14 protein-coding genes are annotated in these 18,467 nt (G+C 62.4%); 4 read left to right on the top strand and 10 right to left on the bottom strand.

Going from position 1 to position 18,467, the window contains the following annotated elements:
- Positions 1–115: 115 nt before the first annotated feature.
- From EL191_RS14955 to dapA, 3 genes are all read right to left on the bottom strand, one after another.
- Entirely contained in the window at positions 116–985 is an 870-nt protein-coding gene (locus EL191_RS14955) for a phosphoribosylaminoimidazolesuccinocarboxamide synthase (protein ID WP_041980827.1), read from the bottom strand.
- 87 nt (positions 986–1,072) lie between these two features.
- Positions 1,073–2,194 carry an outer membrane protein assembly factor BamC gene (bamC, locus tag EL191_RS14960; protein ID WP_041980826.1) on the bottom strand — a complete coding sequence of 374 codons (1,122 nt, stop codon included), beginning with the start codon at positions 2,192–2,194 and terminating at the stop codon, positions 1,073–1,075.
- Between the two features lie 16 nt (positions 2,195–2,210).
- Positions 2,211–3,089 carry a 4-hydroxy-tetrahydrodipicolinate synthase gene (dapA, locus tag EL191_RS14965; RefSeq protein WP_013716288.1) on the bottom strand — a complete coding sequence of 293 codons (879 nt, stop codon included), beginning with the start codon at positions 3,087–3,089 and terminating at the stop codon, positions 2,211–2,213.
- 200 nt (positions 3,090–3,289) lie between these two features.
- Here dapA and EL191_RS14970 point away from each other — a divergent pair, with 200 nt between their 5' ends.
- Both EL191_RS14970 and EL191_RS14975 read left to right on the top strand, forming a co-directional pair.
- On the top strand, positions 3,290–3,847 hold the full coding sequence (locus tag EL191_RS14970; RefSeq protein ID WP_024308787.1) for a glycine cleavage system protein R: 558 nt from the start codon (positions 3,290–3,292) through the stop codon (positions 3,845–3,847).
- A 100-nt stretch (positions 3,848–3,947) separates the two neighbouring features.
- Entirely contained in the window at positions 3,948–4,421 is a 474-nt protein-coding gene (locus tag EL191_RS14975) for a peroxiredoxin (RefSeq protein ID WP_041980825.1), read from the top strand.
- Positions 4,422–4,481: 60 nt separating this feature from the next.
- Here EL191_RS14975 and EL191_RS14980 read toward each other — a convergent pair whose 3' ends face one another.
- The gene (locus tag EL191_RS14980) at positions 4,482–5,546 is read right to left on the bottom strand and encodes an AI-2E family transporter (protein WP_041980824.1); all 1,065 of its coding nucleotides are present in this window, start codon (positions 5,544–5,546) and stop codon (positions 4,482–4,484) included.
- 66 nt (positions 5,547–5,612) lie between these two features.
- On the bottom strand, positions 5,613–5,852 hold the full coding sequence (locus EL191_RS14985) for a sulfurtransferase TusA family protein (RefSeq protein ID WP_041980823.1): 240 nt from the start codon (positions 5,850–5,852) through the stop codon (positions 5,613–5,615).
- Positions 5,853–5,960: 108 nt separating this feature from the next.
- Here EL191_RS14985 and EL191_RS14990 point away from each other — a divergent pair, with 108 nt between their 5' ends.
- Positions 5,961–7,394 (top strand): M48 family metalloprotease, encoded by a 1,434-nt coding sequence (locus EL191_RS14990; protein WP_041980822.1) that lies wholly within the window; start codon positions 5,961–5,963, stop codon positions 7,392–7,394.
- A gap of 268 nt (positions 7,395–7,662) precedes the next feature.
- Here EL191_RS14990 and EL191_RS14995 read toward each other — a convergent pair whose 3' ends face one another.
- The 5 genes from EL191_RS14995 to EL191_RS15015 all read right to left on the bottom strand — a co-directional run bounded on the left by EL191_RS14995 (position 7,663) and on the right by EL191_RS15015 (position 16,852).
- A complete protein-coding gene (locus EL191_RS14995) occupies positions 7,663–12,504 on the bottom strand; it encodes an NAD-glutamate dehydrogenase (protein WP_041980821.1) in 4,842 nt (1,613 codons plus the stop codon).
- 282 nt (positions 12,505–12,786) lie between these two features.
- Positions 12,787–14,091, bottom strand: a complete 1,305-nt coding sequence (locus EL191_RS15000; protein ID WP_041980819.1) for a TRAP transporter large permease — start codon at positions 14,089–14,091, stop codon at positions 12,787–12,789.
- Positions 14,092–14,149: 58 nt separating this feature from the next.
- On the bottom strand, positions 14,150–14,656 hold the full coding sequence (locus EL191_RS15005; protein WP_041980818.1) for a TRAP transporter small permease: 507 nt from the start codon (positions 14,654–14,656) through the stop codon (positions 14,150–14,152).
- Positions 14,657–14,721: 65 nt separating this feature from the next.
- Entirely contained in the window at positions 14,722–15,699 is a 978-nt protein-coding gene (locus EL191_RS15010) for a TRAP transporter substrate-binding protein (RefSeq protein ID WP_041980817.1), read from the bottom strand.
- Positions 15,700–15,907: 208 nt separating this feature from the next.
- On the bottom strand, positions 15,908–16,852 hold the full coding sequence (locus tag EL191_RS15015) for a LysR family transcriptional regulator (RefSeq protein WP_017364027.1): 945 nt from the start codon (positions 16,850–16,852) through the stop codon (positions 15,908–15,910).
- A 271-nt stretch (positions 16,853–17,123) separates the two neighbouring features.
- Here EL191_RS15015 and EL191_RS15020 point away from each other — a divergent pair, with 271 nt between their 5' ends.
- Positions 17,124–18,347, top strand: a complete 1,224-nt coding sequence (locus tag EL191_RS15020; RefSeq protein WP_041980815.1) for an OprD family porin — start codon at positions 17,124–17,126, stop codon at positions 18,345–18,347.
- The last annotated feature ends 120 nt before the right edge of the window (positions 18,348–18,467 follow it).

Genomic DNA, 18,467 nt, shown 5'->3' on the forward strand with positions numbered 1-18,467 from the left:
ATGATAACAGTTGATTACGCTTTGGCGAAGCTTATTTTTAAAAATTTTCGTGTTCTATCAGGTGCTTGTGAAAAGGCCGAGCAGTGCTCGGCCTTTTCAACAGAGGGCTTCAGCCTCAGGCAGTCAGACGGGTCAGCGCTTCGCGATACTTGTCGGCGGTTTTCTGTGCGACCTCGGTCGGCACAGCCGGCGCCGGAGGTTGTTTGTTCCAGCCGGTGGATTCCAGCCAGTCGCGCACGAACTGCTTGTCGAAGCTCGGTGGGTTGCTGCCTTCTGCATAGCTGTCGGCCGGCCAGAAGCGGCTGGAGTCCGGAGTCAGTACTTCGTCCATCAGGGTCAGAGTGCCGTCTTCGTCCAGGCCGAATTCGAACTTGGTATCGGCGATGATGATGCCGCGAGTAGCGGCATATTCCACAGCCGTGGTGTACAGCTTGATCGCCGTGTCGCGTACTTTGGCCGCCAGTTCGGCACCGATGATGGCTTCGCACTGCTCGAAGCTGATGTTCTCGTCGTGGTCGCCAACGGCTGCCTTGGTCGAGGGGGTGAAGATTGGTTGCGGCAGCTTGGCCGCTTCCTTCAGGCCTGCAGGCAGCTCGATGCCACAGACGGTGCCGCTCTTCTGGTATTCCTTCCAACCGGAACCAACGATGTAGCCACGTACGATGGCCTCGACGGCGACCGGTTTTAGGCGCTTGGCGACGACGGCGCGACCTTCGACCAGCGGCAGCTCGGCGGCCGACACGACATCCTCGACCTTATCGCCAGTGAAGTGGTTAGGCACCACGTCAGCCAGTTTGTCGAACCAGAAGTTGGAAATCGCGGTGAGTATCTTGCCCTTCTCCGGAATCGGCTGTTCGAGGATGACGTCGAAAGCCGACAGACGATCAGTAGCCACCATCAGCATGCGCTTGTCGTCGATTTCGTAGAGGTCGCGAACCTTGCCCGAGTAGATTTTCTTCAGGCTCAGGGTGGTGGGTGTGCTCATGTCGGCATTTCCGTTTCTGGCAAACAAAACAGGCGAAACCTTTGCGGGTTTCGCCCATCGATTAACAGCTGAGGCGCGCCGCGCCGATCAGCCGAGATTATCCTGGATCAGGCTCAGCACCCGCCGCGACACTTCGGCCGGGGCAACGGTGTTGAGGTCTTTTTCCACTGTGACCTGAACGCCATCACCAACCGGAGTCAGGCGTACCTGATAGCGCTCGGCGCGGGCTTCGATCTCTTCCTTGCTCGGCGCACTGCCGAACATGCGACCGAAGAAGCCGGGCTTCTCCTCGTTGACCTGAGCGCCTTCGGCCAGGTTGATGTAGTACAGGCCCAGGCTGCGGTTGAGATCGTCGACGCGCACGTCGCCAAGCTCCAGCGAGCGACCGACACCGGACCAGGCACGGTCGAAATCAGCGCCCAGATTGAGAACCGGATTGCCGTTACCGTCTTCGCTCAGACTGACGCGGCTGGGCGCATCGAAGTCGCGCGCGGCGAGCAGCGATACGGAACCGCCCTGCTCCACACCACGAGCCATGCTCACCAGCATTTCGTCGAGCAGCGCCGCTTCGAGGCTGGCATTGCCGCTACGCGAAGCAAAATCGACGTCGGCCGTGCTGCCGGCAGGGCGCTCGGCGCTGTTGACGAAGACTTCACTGGTATTGCGCTGCACACCCGGTTCGATGCGCACGCGCACGCGGGTTTCAGCATCCGGGGCAACGCCGGAGACGCGACTGCTCAGACGGCGCGCCATGCCCGCGGAAAGCTCGTCGAAACGCTGCCAGGAGGTGGTGAACTCACCGACCTGCGGGCGCTCGTTGGCGATACGGAAACCATTGTCCTCGAAGAACTGACGCGCCAGCGGCCAAACTTCGGCCGGCACACGCTGGGCGACGACCCAACGCGAATCGCCGCTGCGCTGCAGGCTGAACTCGCGCTCATCGGCCCGTACCTGCAGGCCCTGTGGGCGCGGCACTTCGAATTCAGCAGGGGTCGCGGTGGTGCTGGCAATCTGAGCCGGCACCGGCAGCAGCGGATCGAGGCGCTTGGCCTGGACGTCGGCCGGCAATTGCATCGGTGCAGTCTGGCGCGCTTCCAGATAGTCGCTGCCGCGATCACGGAAGTAGCCATTTTCACCCCAGAGCCAGCCGCAACCGCTGGTGCTGGAGACGATCAGAGCAAGGGCGGAGAATCCGGCCAGTCGCTTCATGCGTAGAATCCTTGAGTTAAGCCAATACACCGCACTGGCGCATGGCCTGGCGCAGCGGTTCGTGACAGCGCGGGCTGAGCCAGGTCAGCGGCAGGCGAATACCGTCGCCCATCAAGCCCATTTCATGCAGCGCCCATTTCACCGGAATCGGGTTGGATTCGAGGAATAGCGCCTTGTGCAGCGGCATCAGACGGTCGTTGATGGCGCGGGCGATGGCAGCTTCGCCACGCATGGCAGCAGCGCACAGGTCGCTCATGGCGCGCGGCGCAACGTTGGCGGTCACCGAGATGTTGCCCTTGCCGCCCAGCAGCATCAGCTCGACAGCGGTAGCGTCGTCGCCGGAGTAGACGAGGAAATCCTTGCTGACGCGATCCAGTACGTCCTGGGCGCGCTGCAGGTCGCCGGTGGCTTCCTTGATACCGATGATGTTGTCGATCTTCGACAGGCGCTCGACAGTCTCCGGCAGCATGTCGCACACGGTACGACCCGGGACGTTGTAGAGGATCTGCGGGATGGATACGGCTTCGGCGATGTGGCGGAAGTGCAGGTACAGGCCTTCCTGGGTCGGCTTGTTGTAGTACGGCGTGACCAGCAGCGCCGCGTCAGCGCCAACGTCCTGGGCGGCACGGGTCAGCTCGACCGATTCGCGGGTGGAGTTGCCGCCGGTACCGGCGATCACCGGAATGCGGCCAGCGACCTGCTTGACCACGCGCTTGATCACTTCGATGTGCTCACCCACGTCCAGCGTGGCGGACTCACCGGTGGTGCCGACCGCGACGATGGCATTGGTGCCCTCTTGCAGGTGGAAATCCACCAATTTGCTCAGGGCCTCCCAATCCAGACCACCCTGCGCATCCATGGGCGTGACCAGTGCCACCATACTGCCCGCAATCATGCAACCGCTCCTGCCGGAAAAATTGAGCCGTAATGGTACTGGTGCCACCAGTCCGGCACAAGCAACGGCCCGTTATACATGCTGGCCGTCGTCCGATGCACCAGGGTCCGCCATTCCCCTCGGCGGTGCTTTTCGCTAACCTGCTGCCTTTGGTCTGCGGCTGCTCATGCGCGGACCGTTCATCGCTTTAGGAAGGCTGCATGTCCACCCCCCCCGTTCGCGAACAATTCCTCGTTATCAGCGCTCTCGGCCGCGACGCCATGGCCCTGACCAACCTGCTCAGCCGCACCAGCCATGAGAACCGTTGCGCGGTGATCAGCACCCGCTTGAGCCGCCATGGAGAGTTCAGCGCTTTGGTGCTGCAGGTGTCCGGCAGTTGGGATGCACTGGCACGCCTGGAGTCGAGCCTGCCGCTGCTGGCCAAGAAGCATGACTTCACCGTGGATCTGGTGCGCAGCGCCGCTGCGGAGGTACGCCCGCAGGCCCTGCCTTACGTGGCCTACGTCAGCGCCGTGTACCGCCCGGACATTCTCAACGAGCTGTGCCAGTTCTTCATCGACCACCGCGTAGAGCTGGAAAGCCTGACCTGTGATACCTATCAGGCGCCGCAGACCGGTGGCACCATGCTCAACGCCACCCTGACCGTGACGCTGCCGGCCGGCACGCAGATCAGCTGGCTGCGCGACCAGTTCCTCGACTTCGCCGATGCGCTGAATCTGGATGCGCTGATCGAACCCTGGCGCCCGCAGAATCCATGACGATCTGCTGCGCGTCGGCCCTGCTGCATTAGAAGCAGGTTCGACCCTGCGTGGCTCCAGCTCGCGAGTGTGCCGACAACCTTTCAATCAAGGAGTCTTCATGTCCGTTGAACTCGACAAACCCGTTGCCGACTTCCAGGCCCAGGCCACCAGTGGCCAGCAGGTAAAGCTGTCCGACCTCAAGGGCAAGCAGGTGGTGCTGTATTTCTACCCGAAGGACGCCACTCCGGGCTGCACCACTGAAGGCATGGACTTCAGCGCTCGCTTCGAGCAGTTCAAGGCAGCCAACACGCTGATCTTCGGCGTATCGATGGACAGCCTGAAGAAGCACGAGAGCTTCAAGTGCAAGCAGGCCTTCCCCTTCGAGCTGATCAGCGACGAAGAGCACCAGCTGTGCGATCTGTTCGGCGTGTATCAGCTGAAGAAGAACTACGGCAAGGAATACATGGGCATCGTGCGCAGCACCTTCCTCATCGACAAGAACGGCGTACTGCGCGAGGAATGGCGCAACATCAAGGTCGCCGGCCATGTCGACAAGGTGCTGGCAGCGGCCAAGGCCCTGAACCAGGCCTGACCCTCGCTGCAATCGAAAAAGGCCGCACTTGCGGCCTTCTTTCTATCTGCGTGCCTCTCTTTAGTCGATAGACACCAACTCGGTACGCGGCCAGGCATTGATGACCGCCTTGAACAGGGTCGCCAGCGGAATGGCGAAGAACACGCCCCAGAAGCCCCACAGCCCACCGAACAGCAGCACCGCGCAGATGATCGCCACCGGATGCAGGTTGACCGCCTCGGAGAACAGCAACGGCACCAGCACGTTGCCGTCGAGCGCCTGGATGATGCCGTAGATCACCATCAGGTAGAGGAACTGATCGCTCCAGCCCCACTGGAACAGGCCGATCAGCGCCACCGGCACCGTCACCACCACCGCGCCGATGTAAGGCACCACCACCGACAGGCCAACCAGCAGGGCCAGCAGCGCGGCGTAATTCAGGCCCAGGTAGGCGAAGGCGATGTAGGTGACCACGCCGCAAATGATGATCTCGATGAACTTGCCGCGAATGTAGTTGGCGATCTGCTGGTTCATTTCCTGCGCCACCTGGGTAATCAGTGAGCGCTCGCGCGGCAGGTAGCTGCGAAACCACTGGCCGATCTGCTCGCGGTCCTTGAGGAAGAAGAACACCAGGATCGGCACCAGTACCAGGTAGATCATCACGCTGACCAGCATCGGCAGGCTGGACAGCGAGAACGACAGCGCCCACTGGCCGAACTTGCCAGCTTCGCCGCGCATGCTGTCGATCAGTTGCACGACCTGCGCGTCGGTGATCAGGTTCGGGTAACGCTCCGGCAGCAGCAGGAACACCGATTGCCATTCGGCGGCCATACGCGGCAGTTCGTTGAACAGGGTGCTCAGCTGCTGCCAAAGCAGCGGCATCAGCACCAGCAGAAATACCGTCAGGCCGCCCATGAACAAGGTGAATACCAGCCAGACCGCCAGCACCTGCGGCACCTTGAGACGCTCCAGACCGTTGACCAGGCCCTGCATGAGAAAGGCCAGCACCAGACCGGTCAGCACTGGCGCAAGCATCCCGCCCAGCGTCAGCACCACGGCAAAACCCAGCACCAGCAACACCGCCAGCACCACGGCCTGCTCATCGGAGAAATAGCGGTACAGCCAGTCGCGAAGAACCTTGACCATCAACAATCCTTAATCTGCCAAAGAGGCGCGCTCGCTCTCTTTTTAGCCTGCATCACGGGGCGTGGCTCAGGCCTTACGCAACCAGTAACGATAAATACCCGCGTCGACCTCTTCATGCAGCAGCTCATGCCCGGCGAGACTGGCGAAAGCGCGAAAGTCGCGCTGCGAGCCGGCATCGGTGGCGCTGACCTTGAGCACGGCACCACTGGCCAGGCGATTGAGTTCGAGCTTGGCTTTGAGCAACGGCAGCGGGCAGTTCAGCCCGCAGGCATCGAGTTCGGCATCGAACGCCGGTACGTCTGTCATCATCTACTCCTGATAAGTCGGCTAGGATACCCAAGCCGCCGCAACCCTGGCCAGCGCGGTATCTGGCCGGCTACAGTAACGCCTTTGCCTCCCGAGAGCCCTGAGTGCATGACTTTTCTGCGCCCCACCCTGCTGACGCTGGCCTGCCTGTTCGCCGCCCATACGGGTGCCAGTGACCTGCCGTCGCTTGGCGACGCCAGCTCCTCGATCGTCTCGCCGCAGCAAGAACACCAGCTAGGCCGCGCCTGGCTCGGCCTGCTGCGTGGTCAGGTTTCGCAACTGGACGACCCACAACTCAAGGACTTCGTCGAGTCCAGCGTCTATCGCCTGTCGGAAACCAGCCAGTTGCAGGATCGTCGCCTGGAATTCGTCCTGCTCAACAGCCCGCAACTGAACGCCTTCGCCGCTCCCGGCGGGATCGTCGGGGTCAACGGCGGCCTGTTCCTTTATGCCCAGACCGAAGCCGAGTACGCCTCGGTGATGGCGCACGAACTGGCGCACTTGTCCCAGCGTCACTTCGCCCGTGGCGTCGAGGCCCAGCAGCGCATGCAGTTGCCGCTGATGGCCGCCATGCTCGCCGGCATCGTCGCCGCCGCTGCAGGTGCGGGCGACGCCGGTATCGCCACCATCATGTCGACCCAGGCCGCTGCGATTCAGGAACAACGGCGCTTCTCCCGACAGAACGAGCAGGAGGCCGACCGTATCGGCCTGGTCAACCTGGAAAAGGCCGGCTACGACCCGCGCGCCATGCCGCTGATGTTCGAGCGATTGATGCGTCAGTACCGCTACGACGCCAAGCCGCCGGAATTCCTGCTCACTCACCCGGTGTCGGAATCGCGCATCGCCGATACCCGCAACCGCGCCGAACAGTATCCGGCCCAGGGTCGTGAGGACAGCCTGCGTTACCAGTTGATGCGTGCCCGCGTACAACTGACCTACGAGGAAACCCCTGGCGTCGCCGCCAAGCGCTTCCGCGCCATGCTCGACGAGAACCCGGGCCTCGATGCCGCTCGCTATGGCCTGGTACTGGCACAGATGAAAACCGGTCAGCTCGCCGAGGCCGGCGAGACCCTGGCGCCGCTGCTGAGCAAGAGCCCGGACGACATCACCTACAACCTGGCGCAGATCGAACTGGATATGGCGGCCAATCGCCTGGATGCCGCCGAGCGCCGCCAGCAGCGCATGTTCACCCTCTACCCGAGCAACTACCCGCTGCAGCAGACGCAAGTCGACCTGCTGCTCAAACAACAACGCATCGCCGATGCCGAGCGCGCCCTGGACAACCTGCTCAAGACCCGCGGCAAGGACCCGGACGTGTGGTATCAGGTCGCCGAGGTACGCGGCCTGAGCGGCAACACCATCGGTCTGCACCAGGCGCGCGCGGAGTTCTTCGCCCTGGTCGGCGATTACAACCAGGCCATCGAGCAACTGGACTTCGCCAAGCGCCGCGCCAGCAACAACTTCCAGCTGGCCTCGCGCATCGATGCACGGCAACGCGAGCTCGCCGAGGAAAAACGCCTGGTCGAGCAGATGCTGCGCTGATCGGGGCCATGGTGGTGCGCACGGCGCGCCCTACCCTGTGGGAGCGGCCTTAGCCGCGATGTTCTTTCGTCTCCCCCATGCGCGGACGAGTCCGCTCCCACAGAGCCAGCGCCCCCGCAAACCCGCTGCTGCAAGGACTGCAGCGACAAACCCACCATCACCGTCAGCTCATAGGTGCGCCGTGCGCACCGATAACGCGTGCTGAACCGTATGATCCGAAAAGAAGAAGCCCCGCACTTGGCGGGGCTTCTTGGTTTCAGCTGCCAGTTCAGGCGCTTTGCGCCAGGTCCATCAGCTCGCGGTTGGCTACCGCGTACATAGCGTAGTCGGTGCCGGTTGCCGAACGCAGCTCGGCCAGCATCGCCTTCCAGCGGTCGACCAGGCGTTGATGCTGATCGAGCCACAGGGCCACGCGCGCTTCGATCTCCTGCGGACCGTCAGCCATCTGCAGCACCGACACGGTAATCGCACGCTGCTGCCAGTCCAGATCGTCACGGAAGGCCTCGCGGGCCAGCGCCTGCCAGTTGTTCTCCACCGGCAGGTTAGTGATCTGCTGCAGGTACCAAGACAGCTCAAGCGCACCGCCCACGGCGAAGTAGGCCGTCGCCACCTCACTGGTGTCCTTGCCGGTGACATCCGCCGCTTCGATGATCGGTAGCAGCGTGTACAGGTGGCTGGTGCCGGCGACCACGCGCGCCAGCTCCTCCGGCGTACCGGCCTCGACGAAGCTCTGGTAGCGCGCCAGCCACTGCTCACGGGCCGGGCCTTCGAGCAGTTCGTCCAGACGGCCGACCAGCGCCTCGATACGCGGTGCGAAATGCGCCACATCACGGGCAGCGTCCAGCTCGTTACGGCGGCTGCGCAGGAACCAGCGCGTCGCGCGACGGCCCAGGCGCATCAACTCGTCCATCAGCTGCAACTGCAGCTCGGCCGGCACCTTGTAGTCCAGCGCCTCGATCTGCGCCCACCAGTGCGGCAGGCGGAACAGGTCACGCACGATGACGTAGGCGCCGGCGACGTTGGCCGCGCTCATGCCGGTGGACTCCTTCAGGCGTTGCACGAAGGTGATGCCCATGTGGTTGACCAGATCGTTGGCGATCTGCGTGCTGACGATCTCGCGCTTGAGGCGATGGCGACGCATGGCATCGCCGAACTTCTCGGTGAGGATCGCCGGAAACGCGGTTTCCATCTCGCGCGCCAGGTAGTCATCGTCCGGCACCAGGGATTTGAGCAACGATTCCTTGAGGTCGATCTTGCTGTAGGAGATCAGCACCGACAGCTCCGGTCGGGTCAGGCCCTGGCCGTTGGTGGCGCGCTCGTTCAGCTCCTCGTCCGATGGCAGGAACTCCAGGGCGCGGTCCAACTTGCCGGCGCTTTCCAGCGCATTCATCAGGCGTTTGTACTCGCCGACGCGCTCACGGGCGCGACGCTCGGCCAGCGACAGAGCCTGGGTCTGCTTGTAGTTGTTGCCCAGGACCAACTCGGACACGTCGTCGGTCATCTCGGCCAGCAGCTTGTTGCGCTGTTTCTCGGTCATGTCGCCACCGGAGACGATCTCGCCGAGCAGGATCTTGATGTTCACTTCATGGTCGGAGCAGTCCACGCCGCCGGCATTGTCAATGAAGTCGGTGTTGCTGGCGCCGCCGTGCAGGCCGAACTCGACCCGACCGAGCTGGGTCATGCCGAGGTTACCGCCCTCGCCCACCACCTTGGCGCGCAGTTCGCGACCATCGACGCGCAGGGCGTCGTTGGCCTTGTCGCCGACGTCGCCGTGGCTTTCCTTGCTGGATTTCACGTAGGTGCCGATACCGCCGTTCCACAGCAGGTCGACCGGGGCCTTGAGCAGGGCATTGAGCAACTCGGTGGGCGCCAGCTTGTCGGCCGTGATGTCGAAACGTGCCTTCATCTGCGGGGTGATGGTGATGCTCTTGGCGCTGCGCAGGAAGATGCCGCCACCGTCGGAAATCAGCTTGCTGTCGTAGTCGGCCCAGCTCGAACGCGGCAGTTCGAACAGACGCTTGCGCTCGGCGAAGCTCCTGGCCGCGTCCGGGTTCGGATCGATGAAGATGTGCAGGTGGTTGAAGGCGGCCACCAGTTGCAGCGTGTCCGACAGCAGCATGCCGTTGCCGAACACATCGCCGGCCATGTCGCCGATGCCGATCACGGTGACGTTGTCCTTCTGCACGTCGATACCGCGCTCGCGGAAGTGACGCTGCACCGAAACCCAGCCGCCCTTGGCGGTGATGCCCATGCCCTTGTGGTCGTAGCCGGCCGAACCACCGGAGGCGAAGGCGTCGCCGAGCCAGAAGCCGTACTCGGCGGCAATGCCGTTGGCGATGTCGGAGAAGGTCGCGGTGCCCTTGTCCGCCGCCACCACCAGATAGGGGTCGTCGGCGTCGTGGCGTACCACGTTCTGCGGTGGTACCACCTCGCCGTCCTTGAGGTTGTCGGTGATATCCAGCAAGCCGCTGATGAAGATGCGGTAGCAGGCGATGCCCTCGGCCATCACCTCGTCACGCGAGCCGCCAACCGGCATCCTGCGCGGGACGAAGCCGCCCTTGGCGCCCATCGGCACGATCACCGCGTTCTTCACCTGCTGCGCCTTGACCAGGCCCAGCACTTCGGTGCGGAAGTCCTCTTCGCGATCCGACCAGCGCAGGCCGCCGCGGGCAACATCGCCGAAACGCAGGTGCACACCCTCGACACGCGGGCTGTAGACGAAAATCTCGAACTTCGGCACTGGCCGCGGAATTTCCGGAATCAGGCGCGGACTGAGCTTGAAGCTGAAATAGGACTTGGCTGCGCCACTGGCATCGGCCTGGAAGAAGTTGGTGCGCAGGGTCGCCTTGATCAGGTCCAGGTAGCGACGCAGGATGCGGTCTTCGTTGAGCACGGCGACGTTATCCAGCGCAGCCAGGATGGCCTGTTCGAGCTTCTGCTGCTTGTCTTCCAGGTCGTCGGCAGTGAGCTTGCGCGCGAGGTAGAAGCGGGTACGGAATAGGCGCACCAGCTCCTTCGCGATGTCGGCGTGATTGATCAGGGTCGAGGCGATATAGCTGAGGTCGAAACCCAGGCGAATCTGCTTGAGATAGCGGGCATAGGCCCGCAGCAGCGCCACGTCACGCCAGGGCATGGCGGCGGTGAGCACCAGGCGGTTGAAGGCGTCGTTCTCGGCATCGCCGCCGACGATATGGATGAAGGCGTCCTGCAGCGTGTCGTTGAGCTGCTGGATGTCGACGTCGAGGCCTTCGGCGTAGGTGAAGGCGAAGTCATGAATCCAGAACTCGCGGCCATCGGCACGACGCAGCTTGTAGGGGAACTCGCCGAGCACACGCAGGCCGAGGTTCTCCAGAATCGGCAGCACGTCGGACAGCGGCAGCGGCGTGTCAGCGTGATACAGCTTGCAGTGCAGTTGCTGGTCGCCCTGCGCCAGTGGCTGGTAGAAGCTCATCACCAGCGGCTTGTCGTTGCTCAGGCTGAGCAGATGCTGCATGTCCACCACCGCCGAATGCGGGGCGAAGCGCTCGCGATAGCCGGCCGGGAAGCCACCGGGGAACTCGGCCAGTACATTGGTGCCCTGGGCTTCGCCGAGGCTTTCCACCATCAGGCCGGCGTAGTCGTCCTTCCACGAACGGCAGGCCTGGATGACTTCCTTCTCCAGACGCACCGGGTCGATCTGGGTCTTGTTCTTCGGGTCGACGCGCAGGATGAACTGCACCCGCGCCAGCACCGATTCGGAGAAGAAGGTCCAGAACTCGCAGTCGGTGGCCTGCAGGCGCTCCATCAGCACCTGCTGGATCTTCATCCGGGTTTCGGTGGAATAGACGTCACGCGGCACGTAAGCCAGGCAGTAGCAGAAGCGGCCGTAGGGATCGCGACGCAGGAACACACGGATCTTGTTGCGCTCCTGGATCTGCACGATGGAAAGCGCGGTATTGAACAGGTCGTCCACTGGCGTCTGGAACAGATCGTCGCGCGGCAGCACCTCCAGTACCTGGGCCAGCTCCTTGCCGAGGTGGGCGCTGCTGTCGAAGCCGGAACGCTGCTTGATCACGTCCACCTTGCGGCGGATATAAGGGATGTTCCACACGCTTTCCGCGTACACCGCCGAGGTGTACAGGCCCATGAAGCGGCATTCCTTGATCACGTTGCCCTTGGCGTCGAGTTCGCGGATGGAAACGAAATCCGGGTAGGCCGGGCGGTGCACCCGGCTCGGCACCGCAGCCTTGGCAAAGGACAGCAATTGCGGTTCGCGCAGATAGGCCACCGCCTCCGGCTCGATATGCAGTTCCTCGGCGGACAATCCGGTGCGCAGGCGCTTGGACAGACCCAGCAGGGATTTCTCGTCGTAGACCATGGTGCCGCCGTCGGCGGTCGGCGCGACGGTGAACTCTTCATAGCCGAGGAAAGTGAAGTGGTTGTCCAGCAACCAGTTCAGGTACACCTTGATTTCGTCCAGCTCGGTCTTGTCCACCTTGAGCTTGGCGCGATCCAGCCAGGCGAGCAGCTCGCGTGCCTTGGCCTTCATAGGCTGGAAGTCGGCAACGCTCATGCGCACGTCACCAAATACCTCGTGGATGGCTTTCTCCAGGGTTTTCAACTCGGCAGCGCTGGAGCAGCGGTCGATCTCCAGGAACATTAGCGCTTCCTGCAGCACGCCCTCGCCCTGGGTGCCGCGCGGCAGGATCTCCAGCAACTGGCCATTCTGGTCACGGCGTACGCTGAATACGCTGTTTTGCAGGGTGTGGATGCTGTAGCCGTGGCGGTTGAGCTCCATGCGCACGGAATCGACCAGGAACGGGATGTCGCCATGCAGGATTTCCACCGCGGTGTGGGTGGACTGCCAGCCATGCTTCTCGTAATCGGGGTTGAACGCGCGTACCTGCGGCTTGGCGTGATCGAACTGCTCCAGCATGCGCCAGGCCGACAGGGTGCAGCCGACCAGGTCGGACAGGCGCCGCTGGGTCAACTCTTCAAGGGCGATGATGCCGAAGAACTGTTCGGCGAAAAGGGCTACTTGTGGCAGCGCCTGCTCACTCACGTGCTGTGCCAGGGCCGCTTGCAGTTGGTGCTGGAAGTCGGCTTTGCTGGCCGCCGTAAAGAACGCCATGGTTTTGCTCCATTGGGCTGGTGGTTCGACAGGAGGTCTGGATCGCTGTCGCTGGGTGTTAGTTCAACGTTAGTCCATGAAGCGACAATGACACTTGCGAGTCGCGTGTGGACCGGCGCGAAGAGAGCGACCGACTGGTCACATATAGCCGACGAGCTTAACGAGGGACACCGGAAGGCCGCTTGCGGCGCTGCGACATTTTCTTTCAAGGCTGCACCGACACGGTGCAAAAGGAAAAAGCCATGGCCCGCCACCGGAGAGCGAACGAACCATGGCGAGAGGTCAGGCGCCGCGCATGGCTTCGGGCAGCGCCAGCACGATCTGCGGGAACAGGGTGATGAGGATTGCCGCCAGCACCAGCAGAAGGAAGAACGGAAAGCTGGCGCGCGCCACGGCGCCCAGGTTGTGCCCGGTCAGGTTCTGGATGACGAACAGGTTGAACCCCACTGGTGGGGTGATCTGCGCCATTTCCACCACCAGGATGACGAATATGCCGAACCACAGCAGGTCGATCCCGGCAGCCTGCACCGCCGGCAGAATCACTGCAGTGGTGAGCAGGATGATGGAGATGCCGTCAAGGAAGCAGCCCAGGGCGATGAAGAACAGCGTCAGCGCCAGCAGCAACAAGTACGGCGACAGCTGTTTGGCGATGATCCAGTCGGCCAGCGCCGCCGGCAAACCCGTGAAGCTCATGGCCGAGGTCAGGTACGCCGCACCGAGCAGGATGAAGAAAATCATGCACGACGTGGACACCGCGCCCATCAGGCTGGCCATGAAGGTTTCACGCGTCAGCGCACCTGAGCAAAGCGCGATCAGCAGCGCGCCAACCACGCCGACTGCCGCCGCCTCGGTGGCCGTGGCGATACCGCCGTAGATCGATCCGATCACCGCGACGATCAGGCCCAACACCGGAATCAGCAGCTTGGCACGACGCAGTTTGTCCATGAACGGCAGGCGCTCGCCCTCCTCCGGCAGCTTGCTGCGATTGCAGGCGGCCCAGATCATCAGATAACCGCTGAAGATGGCCAGCAGCAACAGGCCCGGGAGGATGCCCGCAATGAACAGACGCGAGATCGAGACCTGCGCCGCCACACCGTAGACGATCATCATGATCGACGGCGGAATCAGCAGGCCAAGCGTGCCGGCGCCAGCCAGCGAGCCCATGGCGATGGACTCCGGATAGCCGCGCGACTTCAGCTCCGGCAGGGAGATACGGCCGATGGTGGCCGCCGTTGCCGCGGAAGAGCCGCTGACAGCCGCGAACATGCCGCAGCCGAACACGTTGACGTGCAGCAAGCGCCCCGGAAGCCCACGCATCCAGGGCGCCAGGCCGTTGAACATGTCTTCGGAAAGACGAGTGCGATAGAGAATCTCGCCCATCCAGATGAACAGCGGCAGTGCCGTCAATGTCCAGCTGGCGCTGGAAGCCCAACTGGTGGAGGCGAGAATCGAGCCGGCCGGCGCACCACCGAACAGCTCCATACCGATGATGCCGACACCAAGCAACGACAGGGCAACCCAGACGCCGCCGCCAAGCAGCACGAACAGCGCCAGCAGCAGGGTGATTGTAATGATTGTGTAGTCCACGGGTTCACTCACGAATGCAGTGCGGCGATGGCCGCAATTAAAGGTCGAGCGCGCAGGCTCACTCGCTCATCGCCGTGCCGGCTTCGACAGCTTCGAAGCGCTTGCCCTGGCAGGTCAGCACCAGGCGCTCGGCCATCGCCACCACCAGAATCAGCGTGCCAAGCAACATCGGCAGCTGCGGCAACCACATCGGAATCGGCAGCAGGCCGGAAGACACTTCCTTGAATTCGTAAGACTCCAGAACGAACAACGCGCAGTACCAGGCCATATAGCCGGCGATACCCAGACCAACCAACGTGGCCAGCACATCGAGCACGCGCCGACCGCCAGCAGGCAACAGACGCAACATCAGTTCCACACGAATGTGCGCGCCACGCTGTAGCGCGTAGGGCAAAGCGAGAAAACCCGACGCAGCCATCGCGTAGGCGGCGAACTCATCGGCAGCGGGCACCATGGTGCCCAGCTGGCGGGCGACGATCTGCGTCACGACGAGCAGGCAGATCAGGACGAGAAACACGCCGGACAACCATCCGGACAGGGTGTAGAGCTTGTGCAGTGGGGTCATGAACTACGGGCTCCCTGGGCAAGCCACAAGAAAAGCCCGCCGCAATCAACGCGGCGGGCAGCGGATCAACGCTGGTAGCTATCGAGAATCGCCTTGCCATCGGCTCCAGCGCGTTTGAGCCACTCTTCGGTCATGGTCTGGCCGATCTGCTCGAAGCCGCTCTCCAACGCCGCGGGTGCCTGTTCGGACACCTGCATGCCATTGTCGGCCAGGGTCTTGACCAGCTCACCGGTCTTCTCCTGGGCAATCTCCCAGCCGCGCGCCTCAGCCCGCTTGGCCGCCTCCAGCACCGCCGTCTGGGTCGCCTCCGGCAGGCGGGCGAAAGCACGGGCGTTGACGATGACGAAGTTCTTCGGAATGAAGGCCTTGACGTCATAGTAGTAGGAGGAGAAATCCCAGGCCTGGGAGTCCACGCCAGTGGTCGGTGAAGTAAGCATGCCGTTGATCATGCCGGTGCTGAAAGCCTGCGGAATCTCGCCGGTCTGGATGACCGTCGGCACCGCTCCCATCAGCTCGGTCATGCGCGAGGTAGCCGGGTTGTAGGCACGGAATTTCATACCCTTGAAGTCATCCATGCTGGTCACCGGCGTCTTGGTGAAGATGCTCTGCGGCGACCAGGGCATGGCGTACAACAGCTTGATGCCCTGCTTGTTCAAGCGCTCTTCCACTGCCGGGCGGCTCGCCGCCCACAGGACCTGGGCCTGCTCGTAGTTGCGCACCAGGAACGGCACGCTGTCGATCTCGAAGATTGGATCTTCGTTGCCCAGCACCGACATCAATACGTCCCCCACTTGCACCTGGCCGGTCTGCACGGCGCGCTTGACCTCCGGACGCTTGAACAGCACCGAGTTGGCATGCACGCGAATCTGCAGCTCGCCATTGCTGGCCTTCTCCACATCCTGGGCGAACTCCTTGGCCACGGTGGTGATGAAATTGCCGTCGGGGTTCTCGGCGGTCATGTTCCAGCGTTCGGCGGCCTGGGCGCCGAAGCCCAGTGCGCAAGCCAAGGCGGTCATGGCGAAACGCGATGCGATGCTTTTCATGGTGCTCTCCTGTTCATTGTTTTTTGTGCGCCGCATGGCGCGGCTGGAAGACGATTTCGAGTCTCAGCGCATCGCCCTACCCTGTCCAACTAGAAAAACCGGAGGCGCATGATCGGAAATCGTTATGAGATGAAAGGGGGCATTTCTGCAGCGAATGCACCAGCAGCGGGCAACCGTTTTCGGGCCCACAGCAGTTCGATGAGGGTGTTCAGGCGCTCTGCTGCTCAGGCGCTGGCGCGACTCGCGCCATGCAGGCCTCACCCATTTCCTCGGCGTAGACATCGAGTGCTTCGCAGGCCAGGGCGATGATGTCTTCACTAAGTTCCAGGCCCACCCCCGTGCGCCAGGTGGCGACCACCGGCAAGGGCGGCGGCTCGGGTACCTCGTCGAGAATGGTCAGCAGCCCCTGCTTGAGTTCGTCATGCACCAGCGCCGGTGGCAGTGCGCCGATGCCGAAACCATCACGGATAAGGCGGGTCATCGCGGCGATGGAATTGACGCAGTTGATGCGCGGCGCACTGACGCTGCCGGCATGCAGCAGGTTGAGGATGTCCTGATGCGGCCGCGAATTCTTCGAGAAGGTGATGATGCGCTCGCGGGCCAGCTCCTCCATCGAGGCATAGCGACGGTGATACAACGAACCGGTCGGTACGATCCAGCGCACCGGAAAGGCAGCCAGTTCCAGATTGCGTACGCTGTCGCCGTTGACCATGTCGGTCTGGAACACGATATCCAGATAGCCCTTGAGCAATTGTTCGTTGAGGTTACGCGCGGTGTCGGCAGTCAGCTCGATCTCCACTGCGGGGTAGCGCTCCATCACCCGTGTTACGAACGGACTCAACCAGGTGTGAATGACGGTATCCATTGCGCCGACACGAATACGCCCCTGAATGTTGCCGGTATCACTGATCGACTGTTTCAGGGCCTGCATGGTGTCGATCATGCGCTCGGCATATTCAAGCACCTTCTGCCCTTCCGGGGTCAGCGATACGCCTTTGGAGTCGCGCAGAAAAAGACGCGTGCCGAGCTCATCCTCGAGCGCGGCGATACGGCTGGAAATGGACGCCTGGGTGCTGAACAGCTTCTCGGCTGTGAGGCGAAAACTCTTGAGCCGTGCTACCCAAACGAAGGTCTCGAGAAATCTCAGGTTCATGCCGTAACGCCTCTTCGCAATGTCCTCTTTCGGGCCTGTTCACCAGCGCCCACGCTGCCTCGGGCGTAGCAGGTTGTATGCCAGAGGTTTTTCGCGCAGCCGATGAATTTTCCTATCGCTGGCCCCCTGTTTTTTCTCGTTGGACGCCGCCGAACAACGCTTTGAAGAATGGCGCCGCGCTCTGCGCAGACCACAACAACATCACTCAAAACGCGCTCTGCCAAGCAGCCGCTCTCGCCGCTGCGCGCTCCCAACAGGAGACACTGCAACCATGAAACTCCATTACCCATTAGCCACCGCACTGCTGCTCGGCGGCGGTCTGCCGGCACTTGCACAGGCCGACTTCATCGCTGACAGCAAGGCCAGCGTCGAGCTGCGCAATTTCTATTTCAATCGTGATTTCCGCCAGAGCGGTGCCCGTGACAAGGCCGAGGAATGGGCGCAGGGTTTTCTGCTGCGCATGGAGTCGGGCTACACCGAAGGCACCGTCGGTTTCGGCATCGATGCATTGGGGATGCTCGGCCTGAAACTCGATTCCGGCGACGGCACCGCTGGCAGTGGCCTGCTGCCGGCCGATGGTTCCGGCGGTTCGCAGGATGAGTATTCCAAGCTCGCGTTGACCGGCAAGGTGAAGCTGTCCAACAGCACGCTGAAAATCGGCGCCCTGCACTTTCGCAGCCCGATCGTCTCGGCCAACGACTCGCGCCTGCTGCCGCAGACCTTCCAGGGCGCGTTGCTCAACGTTCAGGAGATCGACAACCTGACCCTGCAGGGTGGCAAGATCAACCGCATCAAGGCCAACAGCTCCACCGACTACACCGAGATGACCGGCAACCGTATTGGCGGTAGCAGCGATTCCTTCGTATTCGGAGGCGGCGAGTACAAGATCACTCCGCAGCTTACCGCCGGCCTGCATTACGGCACCCTCGAGGACATCTACCAGCAGTACTACGGCACCCTTTTGCACGTGCTGCCGCTGGACGATGGCCAGTCGTTCAAGAGCGACCTGCGCTACTCGCAAAGCCGCGAGGACGGCAACTTCCGCGACCTCGACAACAAGGCCTTCGGCGCCATGTTCACCTACAGCCTGGGCGGTCATGCCTTCGGCGCAGGCTACCAGCGCATGAGCGGTGACGATCCCTTCCCGTACATCGCCAGCAGCGACCCGTTCCTGGTCAACTTCGTGCAGATCAACGACTTCGCCAACATCCAGGAACGCTCCTGGCAAGTGCGCTACGACTACAACTTCGCCAGCATCGGCATACCCGGCCTGACCTTCATGACCCGCTACATCTCCGGTGACAACGTCGAAGTCGCCGGTCGCAGCAGTGAAGGCAAGGAATGGGAGCGCAATACCGATATCGCTTACGTGGTGCAGAACGGTCCGCTGAAGAATCTGGGACTGAAATGGCGTAACGCCACCGTTCGCTCCAATTTCGCCAACGATCTCGACGAAAACCGTCTGATTCTCAGCTATACCCTGCCGCTTTGGTAAGCACTCAACCGATGACGGGGCCCTCGCGGCCCCGTTCGCATTTCTCGGAAAGCAAGAAGGCCATAGACTTTTAATCAAGTTGTATGACAACTTGCCGATTCCTGAGAATCATCCCGTAGA

Source organism: Pseudomonas mendocina, assembly GCF_900636545.1.
In the GTDB taxonomy this organism is placed as follows: Bacteria; Pseudomonadota; Gammaproteobacteria; order Pseudomonadales; family Pseudomonadaceae; genus Aquipseudomonas; species Aquipseudomonas mendocina.

Bases quoted from the DNA above. Each gene is read 5' to 3' on its own strand.
- EL191_RS15020 (WP_041980815.1), top strand. From the start codon at position 17,124: ATGAAACTCCATTACCCATTAGCCACCGCACTGCTGCTCGGCGGCGGT.
- dapA (WP_013716288.1), bottom strand. From the start codon at position 3,089: ATGATTGCGGGCAGTATGGTGGCACTGGTCACGCCCATGGATGCGCAG.
- EL191_RS14985 (WP_041980823.1), bottom strand. From the start codon at position 5,852: ATGACAGACGTACCGGCGTTCGATGCCGAACTCGATGCCTGCGGGCTG.
- EL191_RS15015 (WP_017364027.1), bottom strand. From the start codon at position 16,852: ATGAACCTGAGATTTCTCGAGACCTTCGTTTGGGTAGCACGGCTCAAG.
- bamC (WP_041980826.1), bottom strand. From the start codon at position 2,194: ATGAAGCGACTGGCCGGATTCTCCGCCCTTGCTCTGATCGTCTCCAGC.
- EL191_RS15010 (WP_041980817.1), bottom strand. From the start codon at position 15,699: ATGAAAAGCATCGCATCGCGTTTCGCCATGACCGCCTTGGCTTGCGCA.
- EL191_RS14995 (WP_041980821.1), bottom strand. From the start codon at position 12,504: ATGGCGTTCTTTACGGCGGCCAGCAAAGCCGACTTCCAGCACCAACTG.
- EL191_RS14975 (WP_041980825.1), top strand. From the start codon at position 3,948: ATGTCCGTTGAACTCGACAAACCCGTTGCCGACTTCCAGGCCCAGGCC.
- EL191_RS14980 (WP_041980824.1), bottom strand. From the start codon at position 5,546: ATGGTCAAGGTTCTTCGCGACTGGCTGTACCGCTATTTCTCCGATGAG.
- EL191_RS14955 (WP_041980827.1), bottom strand. From the start codon at position 985: ATGAGCACACCCACCACCCTGAGCCTGAAGAAAATCTACTCGGGCAAG.
- EL191_RS14970 (WP_024308787.1), top strand. From the start codon at position 3,290: ATGTCCACCCCCCCCGTTCGCGAACAATTCCTCGTTATCAGCGCTCTC.
- EL191_RS15005 (WP_041980818.1), bottom strand. From the start codon at position 14,656: ATGACCCCACTGCACAAGCTCTACACCCTGTCCGGATGGTTGTCCGGC.
- EL191_RS14990 (WP_041980822.1), top strand. From the start codon at position 5,961: ATGACTTTTCTGCGCCCCACCCTGCTGACGCTGGCCTGCCTGTTCGCC.